At 57.6% G+C, this 13074-nt stretch carries 13 protein-coding genes; 5 read left to right on the top strand and 8 right to left on the bottom strand.

Annotation, left to right across the window (positions count from 1 at the left end):
- Positions 1-100: 100 nt before the first annotated feature.
- On the bottom strand, positions 101-2791 hold the full coding sequence (gene acnA, locus ACR0ER_RS04835) for an aconitate hydratase AcnA (RefSeq protein WP_480767953.1): 2691 nt from the start codon (positions 2789-2791) through the stop codon (positions 101-103).
- A gap of 239 nt (positions 2792-3030) precedes the next feature.
- On the opposite strand from acnA, the gene ACR0ER_RS04840 reads away from it, so the two are divergent.
- On the top strand, positions 3031-3732 hold the full coding sequence (locus ACR0ER_RS04840) for a DUF1223 domain-containing protein (RefSeq protein WP_480767954.1): 702 nt from the start codon (positions 3031-3033) through the stop codon (positions 3730-3732).
- On the opposite strand, the gene ACR0ER_RS04845 is transcribed toward ACR0ER_RS04840, so the two are convergent.
- From ACR0ER_RS04845 to purB, 4 genes are all read right to left on the bottom strand, one after another.
- On the bottom strand, positions 3733-4656 hold the full coding sequence (locus ACR0ER_RS04845) for a lysophospholipid acyltransferase family protein (RefSeq protein ID WP_480767955.1): 924 nt from the start codon (positions 4654-4656) through the stop codon (positions 3733-3735).
- A gap of 92 nt (positions 4657-4748) precedes the next feature.
- On the bottom strand, positions 4749-5837 hold the full coding sequence (locus ACR0ER_RS04850; protein ID WP_480767956.1) for a flagellar motor switch protein FliG: 1089 nt from the start codon (positions 5835-5837) through the stop codon (positions 4749-4751).
- A 68-nt stretch (positions 5838-5905) separates the two neighbouring features.
- Complete coding sequence (locus ACR0ER_RS04855) at positions 5906-6451, bottom strand: tetratricopeptide repeat protein (protein ID WP_480767957.1); 546 nt, start codon at positions 6449-6451, stop codon at positions 5906-5908.
- A 378-nt stretch (positions 6452-6829) separates the two neighbouring features.
- Positions 6830-8134, bottom strand: a complete 1305-nt coding sequence (purB, locus tag ACR0ER_RS04860; protein WP_480767958.1) for an adenylosuccinate lyase — start codon at positions 8132-8134, stop codon at positions 6830-6832.
- 235 nt (positions 8135-8369) lie between these two features.
- Between purB and ACR0ER_RS04865 the strand changes: the two genes are divergently transcribed.
- The 3 genes from ACR0ER_RS04865 (at position 8370) to ACR0ER_RS04875 (ending at position 10157) form a co-directional block, all read left to right on the top strand.
- Positions 8370-8792 (top strand): DUF6314 family protein, encoded by a 423-nt coding sequence (locus ACR0ER_RS04865; protein WP_480767959.1) that lies wholly within the window; start codon positions 8370-8372, stop codon positions 8790-8792.
- A gap of 76 nt (positions 8793-8868) precedes the next feature.
- Positions 8869-9456, top strand: a complete 588-nt coding sequence (locus ACR0ER_RS04870) for a biotin transporter BioY (RefSeq protein WP_480767960.1) — start codon at positions 8869-8871, stop codon at positions 9454-9456.
- A gap of 140 nt (positions 9457-9596) precedes the next feature.
- Positions 9597-10157: a hypothetical protein gene (locus tag ACR0ER_RS04875; RefSeq protein WP_480767961.1), complete on the top strand. Its 561-nt coding sequence runs from the start codon at positions 9597-9599 to the stop codon at positions 10155-10157.
- A gap of 259 nt (positions 10158-10416) precedes the next feature.
- On the opposite strand, the gene ACR0ER_RS04880 is transcribed toward ACR0ER_RS04875, so the two are convergent.
- From ACR0ER_RS04880 to ACR0ER_RS04890, 3 genes are read right to left on the bottom strand one after another with little or no spacing between them, the layout of a single operon-like run.
- The gene (locus ACR0ER_RS04880) at positions 10417-10551 is read right to left on the bottom strand and encodes a hypothetical protein (RefSeq protein ID WP_480767962.1); all 135 of its coding nucleotides are present in this window, start codon (positions 10549-10551) and stop codon (positions 10417-10419) included.
- 18 nt (positions 10552-10569) lie between these two features.
- Complete coding sequence (locus ACR0ER_RS04885) at positions 10570-11379, bottom strand: glycosyl transferase (protein ID WP_480767963.1); 810 nt, start codon at positions 11377-11379, stop codon at positions 10570-10572.
- 50 nt (positions 11380-11429) lie between these two features.
- Positions 11430-12647: a bifunctional alpha/beta hydrolase/OsmC family protein gene (locus ACR0ER_RS04890; RefSeq protein ID WP_480767964.1), complete on the bottom strand. Its 1218-nt coding sequence runs from the start codon at positions 12645-12647 to the stop codon at positions 11430-11432.
- 235 nt (positions 12648-12882) lie between these two features.
- Here ACR0ER_RS04890 and ACR0ER_RS04895 point away from each other — a divergent pair, with 235 nt between their 5' ends.
- Entirely contained in the window at positions 12883-13071 is a 189-nt protein-coding gene (locus ACR0ER_RS04895; RefSeq protein ID WP_170329233.1) for a hypothetical protein, read from the top strand.
- The last annotated feature ends 3 nt before the right edge of the window (positions 13072-13074 follow it).

A 13074-nucleotide genomic window follows, 5' to 3' on the forward strand; every position in this document is an offset into this window, starting at 1 on the left:
CAAGCGGGGCGTGCCTGCGGCACGCGCTCTATTATTGATGGGCTACACCGATTGACAAAAAATAAAAAAGCCCCGGTACGTTGTCCGGGGCTTTGGTGTTTCAGCCTGCTTTCGCCAAGTTTCTCAGCACGTATTGCAGCACGCCACCGTTCTCAATGTATTCGATCTCGGGTGCAGTATCGATGCGACATTTGAGAGGGATAGTTGTCTCGGCACCGTCGGCATAAGTGATGGTGCAGGGCACCTCTTGCAGCGGTTCAACCGCGTCCAACCCATGGATCGAGACGGTTTCGTCCCCTGTCAAACTCAGCGACTTTCGGTTATCGTTGCCGGTAAATTCGAACGGGATCACGCCCATGCCAACAAGGTTTGAGCGGTGGATGCGCTCAAAGCTCTCGGCGATGACGGCCTTGATACCCAGCAACGCGGTGCCCTTGGCCGCCCAGTCGCGGGATGATCCCGCGCCGTACTGCTCACCGCCAAAGACCACCAGCGGCGTACCCTGCGCCTGATAGGCCATCGACGCGTCATAGATCGAGGTCTGCTGGCCGTCCGGTCCCTTGGTGTAGCCGCCCTCAACGCCGTCCAGCATCTCGTTCCTGATGCGGATATTGGCGAAAGTGCCACGCATCATGACCTCGTGGTTGCCCCGGCGCGAGCCGTAAGAGTTGAACTCGCGCGGTTGCACCTGACGGTCCATCAGGTACTTGCCTGCAGGCGTGGTGGTTGCAAAGGAGCCGGCCGGTGAGATGTGGTCGGTGGTGACCATGTCGCCCAGAATGGCCAGAACCTTGGCGCCTTCGATATTCGAGATCGTGCCCGGCTCAGGCCCCATCCCTTGGAAATAAGGTGGATTCTGGATGTAAGTCGAAGTGGGTGGCCAGTCATAGGTTTCTTGCTGTGGAACCTCGACCTCGCGCCATTTTTCGTCTCCCTTGAAAACATCGGCATATTTCGACTGGAACGCATCGCGGGTGACAGTCTGCTGCACCAGCTCGGCGATTTCGCTTTGGGTTGGCCAGATGTCTTTCATGAAGACATCATTGCCGCCCTTGTCCTTCCCAATCGGTTCTGTGGTCAGGTCGATATCCATGGTGCCCGCCAGGGCGTAGACGACCACCAACGGCGGCGAAGCCAGATAGTTGGCACGTACATCCGGGGAAATCCGACCCTCGAAGTTGCGGTTGCCCGACAGGACCGAGGTGGCGACCAGATCGCCCTCGGCGATTGCTTCACTAATCTCTCTCTGGATTGGACCCGAGTTACCGATACAAGTGGTGCAGCCATAACCGACAAGATTAAATCCGATGGCGTCCAGATGTTCTTGCAGACCAGCGGCCTCGAGATATTCCGACACGACCTGCGATCCGGGAGCCAGCGAGGTCTTCACCCAGGGCTGACGGTTCAGGCCCAGCTCATGCGCCTTTTTTGCCACCAGACCGGCGCCGATCATCACGTAGGGGTTGGACGTATTGGTGCAGGAGGTGATTGAGGCGATCACGACCTTGCCTGACTCCATCGCGTAGTTTTCACCTTTGACCAAGACCTCTTTGCCCATCGGGCGTTTAAATGTCTTCTCCATCTCGTTCAGGAAAGCGGCCTTGGCATCGGTCAGCGCCACATAATCCTGAGGACGTTTCGGACCCGAGATCGCGGGAACGATGGTGCCCATATCCAGCGACAGGGTGTCGGTGTAGATTGGCGCATAGTCCTCATCCCGCCAGAAACCGTTTTCCTTGGCATAGGCCTCGACTAGCGCCAATCGGTCCTCGTCACGGCCGGTATTGCGCATGTAGCGCAGGGTCTCGCCGTCGATGGGGAAGAAGCCACAGGTCGCGCCGTATTCGGGGGCCATGTTGGCAATGGTCGCGCGGTCGGCCAGCGGCAGGCGATCCAGACCCTCGCCGTAGAATTCGACGAATTTCCCAACCACGCCCTTTTCACGCAGCATTTCCACGACTTTCAAAACAAGGTCCGTGCCAGTGGTGCCTTCAACCATCGCACCAGTCAGCTCAAATCCCACGACCTCGGGGATCAGCATTGAGATCGGCTGCCCCAGCATCGCCGCCTCGGCCTCAATCCCGCCGACGCCCCAGCCCAGAACGGCCATGCCGTTGACCATGGTGGTATGGCTGTCGGTGCCGACCAGCGTGTCGGGATAGGCGACCTCTTCCCCATTCTGATCGGTGTCGGTCCAGACGGTCTGGGCCAGATATTCCAGGTTCACTTGGTGACAAATACCGGTGCCGGGGGGCACAACACGAAAGTTGTTGAAGGCCGACTGGCCCCATTTCAGGAACTGGTAGCGTTCCATATTGCGCTCATATTCGCGATCCACGTTCATCTGGAACGCGCGCGGGTTGCCAAACTCGTCAATCATGACCGAGTGGTCGATGACCAGATCAACCGGGTTCAGCGGGTTGATCTTTTGCGCGTCACCACCCAACCCTTTGATCCCGTCCCGCATTGCGGCCAGATCGACCACGGCAGGAACGCCGGTGAAATCCTGCATCAACACGCGGGCAGGGCGATAAGCAATCTCGCGAGGGTTTTTACCGCCATTGGCGCCCCATTCGCCAAAGGCCTTGATGTCATCGATCGAGACGGAAAAGCCTTCATCCTCGAACCGCAGCATGTTTTCCAAAACGACTTTCAATGCGGCGGGGAGTTTCGAAAAATCGCCCAGACCAGCCTCTTGCGCGGCGGGAATCGAGTAATAGGAAATGGATTTGCCATTCACGTTCAGGCTGCGGCGTGTTTTGGCGGTGTCCTGTCCGACTTTAATGGGCATGAGTTGGCTCCCTCTCAAATGACTTGGATAACGGGGTTCGCTAACACCTATGTTTATCACGTTTTACTGTGGTTCAAGGACCAAGACGTACAAAGACGGTCTTGTCTTGCTGCCGTGCACTTCATCGGATAGCCGGTTGGTTTCAAGAAACCTTGATTGGAGGGTGATCTCCAAAGGGTTTAAACAATTCAGGCATCTTATCGGTCCCAGACAGAAAAGTTATCAGCCCGAGGTCAAATATGCTCAGATCCGCCATCGCAACTACCGCACTTTCTCTTGTTCTAGCGGCTCCGCTTGCGGCCGAAAGCGATCCAGTGGTCGTCGAGTTGTTTACGTCGCAGGGCTGTTCGTCCTGTCCACCTGCCGACCGAATGATGCATGATCTTGCCAAACGCGATGATGTAATCGGGCTGGCTCTGCATGTGGATTATTGGGACTATATCGGGTGGGAGGATGAATATGCCGACCCAAATCACACCCAACGTCAGCGCGCCTATGCGCGTCAGGGCGGTCGGTCGATGATCTACACGCCGCAGATGGTCATAAATGGTCAGCATGATGTGGTCGGGGCCCAGTCGCGCGAATTGGAGCGTTTGATCGACGCGCATCTGTCAGCCGCACCCGAGGCTGAAGTTGTGGCGACACGATCCGGGAATGATGTGACCGTAGATGTGACCCCAGTCGAGCTGCCAGAGGATGAGACCTTTGACGTGCGGGTGGTGCAATATTCACCGATGCGCCACGCGTCGATCCGCCGCGGTGAACTGGCGGGGCATGAGTTGGACTATGCGAACGTAGTGGAGTCCTGGCAGGTGGCCGGACAGTGGGATGGGGTTGCACCGCAACGGTTTTCAGCCGAATTGACCTCGGATCTTCCCGCGGTTGTTCTGGTGCAGCGGGCCGGGCACGGCCCAATCGTTGCAGCAACCAAGGTCAAGTGATCAGGGCATGTCTTCGGGTTGCACGCCCAGTCTTTTCCAGGCCTTCCAACGCCGGTGAATCCAGAACCATTGCCCCATATGCTGTCGAACCACGGTCTCAAGATCATCATTGGTGAACTGGGTCATGGTCTTTGGGTCAGTATGCGGAACCGGATCATGTAGTACGATCTCAAAGTCCAGGCCGTTCGGTTGACGAATGGCATAACAAGGGATCAACTCGGCTTTGTACTTCATCGCCAGTTCCGCGTTCAGAACCGATGTGACGGCCGGTTTGCCGAAGAAGGTCAACTCTTCCCCGCCATGGGCATGAAGGTCCGAAACAATGGCGATGATGCCGCCCTTCTTGAGTGAACGCACCATCTCAACCATGCCACGGCGGCCCTGCTCGAACATGGGTGCGCCGGTTTTGTAGAATGCCTCGACATAGGCGTCGTTGAAATACGGGTTCGCCATGCGGCGATACAGGCACCCGATGGGCTGGCCACTGCGTGTCTGCAAGGCAATTCGGGCTGCCAGATAATGGCCGAAATGGGCGGTGATCATCATCACCGGTCGCCCCTCGGCTACGGCTTTGTCAAAGGCCGCGACGCCCGGACCGGAAATCTTGGCCTTGCTCTGACGTGCAGTGAAATCTTCGGGAGAAAAATGCTCCATGATCGCGCGCCCAGCATTGTCTGGAACATCACGACAGATGCGCTTCACCTCTGCGTCGGACAATTCGGGGCAGGTCAGTTTCAGGTTTCTGCGCACGCGTTCGGTATACCCGACCAGTGGGGCAAGGCTACGTACGATGACCCCCATCGTTGCGATACGTCGCCCATAAGGCAGCAGGCGCATTGCACCGATCACGCCCTTCAGAAACAGGCCGGTGACATAGTACTTTCGAAGCGCCCCGCGGCTTAGTTCCGACTTTTCGACGGGCATAATCTGGTCTCACCGGCTGTTGTAATTTGCCGGGTCAGACATACAAGGCACGTTCTCTGATCACAAGCGTTCCAAAGGCTTGGGCTGCTCACCTAGTCTTCACTTTCTTCTTCGATGAGCGTTATCGCGCCTTCACTCGCAAGAGTACGGATAGCACTCACGATCTGAGTCATCGCGTCTTCAGCATCTGATTGTTTGACCTTACCGCGTTCTGCAATCTCTTCACGCAGGTTGTCCGCCATGCGTGTAGACATGTTGGACAATAGGAAATCAGCCGCGGTTTTGTCGCCTTCCGCAACCACGCCCGCCAATGCGGTGAGCAGATCGGCCTGGTCCACGCTGCGCAGAATCGTGGGAACTTCGCGCGGCAGTACTCGGGTCGGAATATGCGCAAAAATAAAGATCGAACGCCGCACGACGCTTGCGAAATCCGAATCCTCTTCGTCCAAGGCGGTCAACAGACCATCGCGGGTGGAGGCCGTGGACTGGTTTAAAATCGCACCAACCCGGGTGCCCGGACCATCGACAAAGGCCTGAGAGGGTTTCTGATCCAGTTGTGCAGCCAGCGACCAGCCGATGCGTTCAACCGCTTCGGGGGTAACATTTGCAGTTTTCGAGATCGCATAGGTAATTCTGCGAGCGACAGGGCCGGGCAGGTGGCCCAATAGCTGTGCGGCCTTTGCGGTCTCTAGCTTTGAAAGCATCACGGCGGCAATCTCGGTGCTTTCCGCTTGCACCATCGAGGCCAAGTCCGCGGTTGGGATTTCGCGCAAGCGCTGCCACGGGTCACCGATCTGACGCACTCCGGCGACCTTGCGCAGCCGGGCTGCCGTCGCCGATCCAATCTTGCCATCCACCGCGTCCAGAGCACCCGCCAAACCATGCGGGAAGGACAGACCGACGCTGTCTAGCGCCTCGGCAAATTCCTGCGCCACGGCATCCAACGTAACGCGATCGACAAGCCCCATTTCGCCCAATTGGTGGGTCAATTTCTCCTGCAGATCATCGGGAAGTTCTTCCAGCGGGATGTCAGCGCCTTCGTTCAGCAATAACCGCACAACGACGGCGGCCTTCTGTCGGTTGCTGAGGGCGCGGGGAACGACACGGGGTGCATCGTCTTTCTGTTCGGACACCGGAGCCGCGCCCGGTGCCACCTGTACCAATGTATTTGTGTCCTGCATCTGCCTGCGGTGCCTAAGGTGTGTTCCAAAGGCAGAGTACGAAGAGTCGGGTAAAGAAAGACTGAAGCTTAGTAGTTATAGGTCAGCCCGGTTCGGATCGCCTCACGCAGCGACGCCTCGGCCCAGGTGCCTTCACCGCCACGTGCTTTGATCTCGCGCCACTGTTCAATGGCCAGATCGGTTTTGCCTTCGGTCACAAAACCCTGACCCATATAGCTGCGGGCAAGGATGTTATCGGGGTTCGCTTTGATAGCGTTGGTGTAGAAGAGGTTGGCCAGTTCAAGCTCGCCCATCTTGCGGTAGGTAAAGCCCCAATAAGTCAGAACGCGATCATCTTCCTGATCCATGATGCGCAGGATGTTCTGCGCACTTTCGAACTGCCCATCATAGGCCAGTTCGCGCACGGCGTCGTACAGTTCATCTTGGGAGAAGTTTGTCTTGTTCGGTTTGACACAACGCCCCGCGTCCTTGTCGTAGACACGACCGAACAGGCATTTCTTAGTTGTATTCGTCGGTTTCGGCGGGGTGGTAGCACCTCCACCACCGGCCGCATAAAGGGCCGGTGCAAAAGCAAAGGCCTGAAGGGCAATAGCTGAAACTAATACGAGGCGCATTTTCCTACTCCGTTCTTTGGGCTGCTCTGATCAAGCATAGCGCGATCTGATAAAAAGCTAACAATCGGCTGCTCGCTTTTATTCACAGGTAGGAAAGAATTTCTCAGCTGTTGACGATTTTTGCGCAGGTTTGGCTCTCGGTATCCCAATAAGTACCCGGTGCGCAGGACTGGGTTTGTTTGGAATGCCCGTTGCAAGCCAGAGCCACGGATGCTGAGCACGTAAGGGCTAATGCGCAGATAACAGTGCGGATCATGCTGTTTCTCCCGTTCGGAAATACTCGCGACCATAGCCGATTTTGCCCATTTTGGCAAAAGAACAAGGCCCGGATCGCGTTTCGTGTCCCGGGCCTTATTGAATCATTTGATCGGTCAGGATTTATTCGCCGAAGACGCGGGCGAAGATCGTGTCGACATGCTTCGTGTGATAGCCGAGGTCGAATTTCTCTTCGATTTCTTCAGGGCTCAGCGCGGCAGTGACATCGGGGTCGGCCAGCAGTTCCTCTTTGAAATCGGTGCGGTGTTCCCAAACCTTCAGCGCATTGCGCTGAACCATGGCATAGGCATCTTCGCGGCTGACCCCTGCTTGGGTCAGCGCCAAGAGAACCCGCTGACTCATCACCAGACCGGGGAACTTGTTCATATTCTCGATCATGTTCTCGGGGAAGATCAGCATTTTATCAATCACGCCTGTCAGTCGCGCCAGTGCGAAGTCCAGCGTGATCGTGGCGTCCGGCCCGATCATGCGTTCGACCGAGGAGTGCGAAATATCACGCTCGTGCCAGAGCGCCACGTTCTCCATCGCCGGGATCACAGCCGCGCGCACCATGCGCGCCAGACCAGTCAGGTTCTCGGTCAGTACCGGGTTTTTCTTGTGCGGCATCGCCGACGAGCCTTTTTGACCCATCGAGAAGAACTCGGCCCCTTCCAACACCTCGGTCCGCTGCATGTGGCGGATTTCGATGGCGATGTTTTCGATGCTGCTGGCGATGACGCCCAGCGTCGCAAAGAAGGCCGCGTGGCGGTCGCGGGGGATGACCTGCGTGCTGATCGGCTCGGGCACCAGACCCAGTTGATCGCAGACATGTTCCTCGACGCGCGGATCGATGTTGGCGAAGGTGCCGACTGCACCGCTGATCGCACCGGTGGCAATCTCGGCACGTGCATCACGCATCCGGGACAGGTTGCGGTCCATCTCTGCGTAGAAACGGGCAAAGGTCAGGCCCATGGTGGTGGGCTCGGCGTGGATGCCGTGGCTGCGGCCGATGCGGATGGTGTTCTTGTGTTCAATCGCGCGACGCTTGAGGGCAGCAAGCAGACCCTCCAGATCGGCGATCAGCAGGTCGGCGGCGCGGGTCAGCTGCACGTTGAGGCAGGTGTCCAGCACATCCGAAGACGTCATGCCCTGATGAACAAAACGGGCCTCTTCACTGCCCACATGCTCGGCCAAGTGCGTCAGGAAGGCGATGACGTCGTGTTTGGTGACGGCCTCGATCTCATCGATGCGGGCGACGTCGAATTTAACGTCCTTGGCTTTCCACACGGCCTCGGCATTTTCACGTGGGATCACGCCCAGATCGGCCATGGCGTCGCAGGCATGGGCTTCGATCTCGTACCAGATGCGGAACTTGGTCTCGGGCGACCAGATGGCGACCATCTCGGGGCGGGAATAACGTGGAATCATTGGCAGCTGCACCTTATTGTGATTTGGCAGGAGGCGATGCCGCGGGGTTTAAACCCGACCCGCCACAGGAACAAGGTGCGAGTGTGCAGATGAGACGGTTTGCCCTGATTTTGACCCTCTGTCCGGGTGTTTTGACTAACAACCCAAACGTTAGCCTGCTCAGTTGTTCTTGTGGCATCACTCTGAACAGCTGCGTTCTCCGCAATGGCGGTATCAGCAACGGGGCTATGGCCGCATGACTGTTCCGGGCAATCTGTCTGATTTCGAAGGCCGCTGGTGTCTGCGCCGCACCATTCACGACGCGCGGGCGGGGCAGGATGTAAAGGCGGAAGGCGAGGCAATTCTTCGGCCCGCCGAGGATGGTCTGATCTATGACGAAGAGGTCACGCTGCGCATTCCGGGGCAGGCCGAGATGAAGGGCACGCGGCGTTATCTATGGCGGAATGCTGGGGACCGGGTTGCGGTTCATTTCGACGATGAACGGTATTTTCACGCATTGAAGCTGGGGCATTCCCAGTCTAGGGATCACCATGATTGTCCGCCAGACAGCTATGATGCGGTTTATGAATTCACAGGCTGGCCGAACTGGTCCGTGCACTGGACGGTGTCCGGGCCCCGCAAGGCCTATGAAATGAAAACCGAGTACCGCCCTCGATAGCGCAATCATCTTGAAGTATCGATGTGAAATTGGCATTCATGTGTCTGAATTTCCATCCGAACGTGGAGAAACGAAAATGACTGCAAATGTTCTGGCCGAAGCTTTCGGCCCGCACGAGGGGACCGCTCTGCGTGTCAAACAGGTGGCACTGGTGGCGCTGGGTATCGTGGCGCTTACAATTGCCGCGAAGATCAAAATTCCGATGTGGCCCGTTCCGATCACGATGGGTACCTTTGCCGTTCTGACTATCGGCACTGCCTATGGTGCACGTCTAGGTCTGGTGACCATGCTGGGCTATCTGCTGGTTGGTGCGCTGGGTTTTGACGTTTTTGCCGGCTCGTCGGCCGAGAAATTCGGTCTGACCTACATGATGGGCGGCACAGGTGGTTACCTGGTTGGCTACCTGATGGCGACTGTTCTTCTGGGCGCACTGGCGGCGCGTGGCTGGGATCGTTCGGTTGGCAAAATGGCTCTGGCGCTGGTGCTGGCTAACGTGCTTATCTACGTGCCCGGCCTGCTGTGGCTGGGTCAGCTGTATGGTTGGGACAAGCCGATCCTGGAATGGGGTCTGACACCGTTCCTGCTGGGCGATGCGATCAAACTGGCGCTGGCTGCGCTGCTGATCCCGAGCCTGTGGAAACTGGTTGGCGACGCTCGCACCTGATTTCTGAGAGTTCTCGTGAACAAACCCGCGCCCGGAGCGATCCCGGCGCGGGTTTTTTGTTGCCCTGATTACGAGATGCTGGACAAGTTGTGTTGGTCAGGGGCAATCTGATGTCAAAGAAATCATCAGGTTATTAAAAAATGCGTATTCTATCTGGTTCAGCCTTGGCTGCCTGCGCCGCCCTGTGGCTTGGGGCTGTGGCACCATCTTTGGCGGACACCCCAATTACATATTCCGATGCAGGGCGTTCGCTTTTCAGTTTTGCCGTGCCCGACTTCTGGGCCGTACGCACGGGTGGCCCGCGCGAGATTGAGGACACCGAGCTGGGGGACCTGCGCGCTGTTGCGCGTGTCATGGCTATACGGCCTGTGACGGATGACAACGTCTGGATGGGGTTTGTCTCGCCCGCAGGTGTCGCATCGATTGAGGGCGGGCTTCGGTATCTCGAAGATATCGACAAATTCCTCGTTGAAGATCCTTCAATCTCCGGTACCTCCGACACTCGTATCGGCGGTTTGCCCGCACGGGTCATCCGAGGCACCGGTACCCGCGACGGACGTGGCATCAATTTCACTGCTACGGTGATCGACCTGCCGAATGGGCGCGTGGCCGTCGTCGTTGCGATCCTGCGTAACGGAGCCGATCTGGCCTATGTGGATGACCTGAACGCCGTTTTCGCGTCGTTCCGGGCTTTGCAGTAAGGAGAGGTGCAGATGATTACCAAAAGCATCAAACGTGCGCTCCTTGCCTTGGGGCTCGGCGCGGCAAGTTTCACTCTGTCGGCTTGTGATGGCGTATCAGTCGGGGTCGGCTACGGGTATGGTTATGACCCGTTCTACGACTCGATGCTGTGGAACGACTACTACCGGCGAGATGTTGATGTGGATATTGACATAGACCGGCCCAATCGTCCCAGGCCGCCCGCTGGTAAACCTCCGGCAAGGCCAAAGCCGCCGGTAGCTAAGCCGCCAGCTCGGCCACGGCCGCCCGTGGCGCGTCCACCGACGGCCAGACCGCCCATTCATCGCCCGGCACCTCGGCGTCGATGACTCCAAGGGTTCCCGTTCCAAACCGGACCGACCAGTTTCGTGACATTGAAGGTAAGGGCGTGTTCTAGCCGCGCTCTGCCATATCCCAGATTTGCTCTACCCAGTTTGCGGGCCTAAAGAACTGGCGAACAGATCGGAGTTTGTTTTTTGATTTCAGTGCACGCCTGATGTGCTGGTCCGGCGGCAGGTGTGGGACTCGAGCGTTATACTGCCCTTTGATTGCGTCCGGTGGGTTGAGTGCCCCAGCAAAGATAACAACGCGCGTGTTTTTGGGTGGTCGCGTATCCAGAAAGTAGTTCAGCGGAAACTTGGGTATGCATTCGATCCGGAAATGACGGACCCAGTCCGAAGGCCAGAATTTCACTCCTTCCGGCGCGTTTTTAGTGACGAAATGCTGTTCGAACCGATACTTGTCAGCGACACCCTGCGGGTCCATCGCAAAAATCTCTTGAAGAGGAGCAAGAGCGCCGACTGGCATACGGTAGATCGATGTTTGTCCCAGCTTGCTTAGTGGTTTCGCCGCGTTGCGCGCAAGAATGACATCGTCCGGGCTGCCGAACTCAAAAAACGAATCCAATGATCCGGTAATGGCAACATCCAGGTCTAGAAAAAGGAACGGCCCTTTCAAATCGGCGAGTTCCGAAGCCCACAACCTTGATTTGGGCCATTGGCCAATCGTACGGGCAGGCATGAACCCGGGCATCTCAGGTAGGTCGAAACATTCGACGCCGGGATCTATGCCTTCAAGACTGTCAGTGAATGCCACAAACCTGAACGGCGGTGTCGTGTTGGCGCATACCATCCTATACAGGCGGTTGATATAGGGAGCGCCATAGCGCGTGCCCCAGTTTATGCAAACGATCTGTTTGTCCATACCCGCATGGCTACCAACCACGCACAACAATTCTGTGACGGGTATTCAGATCAAGGGTCGATCAGTATGGTCGAAATCACTGATGAACCTTCCAGCGTTCTGTGAACGGGGCATTTGTCCGCTATTTCAAGCAACCGGGCCCGTTGCTCCTGATCCAGCGGACCTTCCAGGCGGATCTTGCGGCGGAACTCGTCGATCTTGCCGTCTCCGGCCAGTCCGGCATCTTGTGCGTGTACCTTGTTGTGGCAGACATCGACGGTGATACCCGTCAACGGCCACCGCTTGCGTCGCGCATACATGCGGATCGTCATCGAGGTGCAGGCCCCAAGGCCCGAGGACACAAACCCGTAAGGCGACATGCCTTTGTCGGAACCCCCATAGGATTCAGGCTCATCTGCCACAGCATGATGCCGGGGGCCAGACTGGATGTCCTGCAAGAACCCCGAGGGGTCAACTTCGGTCACACGCACAACGCCCTCGGGCGCGCCAGGGGGCGGTGCGGGCGGGCGAAGAGGGATGTAACGCGTCACCCAGGCCGCAATCACGTCAGCGGCGTATTCGGCGTCCGAGGCGCGGGTGATAAGGTGATCGGCGTCGTCCAACGTGACAAAGCTCTTGGGGTGTTTGGCGGCCAAAAAGATTGTGCTGGCATTGTCGATGCTGACAGTTTCATCACGCGGTGCGTGCAGGATTAGCAGCGCCGCTTTCAGGTCAGTAATCGCCGGGGTTAGCGCGGCTTCTGAAATGTCATCGACAAAGGCCTTGCCGATACGGAAGGGGCGACCACCCAGCATTACCTCGGCTGATCCGTCCTGTTCGATCTGGGGTAGGGCACCCTCGAAATGGTGGGCGACATGGCCGGGATCGGCGGGCGCGCCCAGCGTGACCACCGCCTTGACGCTGGGGATGCCAGCCCGGGCACGCAATACAGCAGCCCCGCCTAGGGAATGTCCGATCAGCAAAGACGGCGCCATGTTGCGGCCTGCGAGATAGTGCGCCGCGGCGATCAAGTCCTTGACATTCGAGGTGAAGGTAGTGTTGGCGAACTCTCCGCCCGAATGACCCAGCCCGGTGAAATCAAAGCGTAAAACAGCGATGCCCATCGCGGCCAGACGGGCGGAGATGCGACGGGCGGCAGGGATGTCCTTGGAGCAGGTAAAGCAATGCGCAAACAACGCGGTCGCCAGCACCGGCCCGTCCGGCAGATCAAAGCGTGCAGCCAACTGGTTGCCGTCGTGACCGGCAAAGGTAATGCGTTCGGTGGGCATGGCAGATCCTTACGTGTCGGGATGGATCCAATACTGTGTGCTTGCGGCTGGTGCCTCAACCCCATTGTAAGAAGCGTCACGGGAAGGTGAGAAAAGTGTACGCTTGCGGGTAAGGCAGACGGATTTCCATACAGTTCAAAATTTGTGATGCGATGGTTGTTAAATATTCGTTTTAATAATTTCAGGAATGCCCCCATCTTGCAGCTATCAAACACAGCAAGCCAAGGAGGCTCACATGTCCCATACCGCATCCGCCCCGCGTGGCGTTGTTTTCCGCCCCGATCTTCTGATCGTCATCGCCCTGACCGGAGTGCTGGGATTCACGCTGGGTCAGACCTGGCCAGCGGCATCGACCACAGCTGAAACCGTCATCCCGTCCGAGGATTGGCACGGCAACGTCCGGCGTTCGACCTGGCCGGATTGAGGC

It is taken from the genome of Ruegeria sp. CH8 (genome assembly GCF_056536985.1).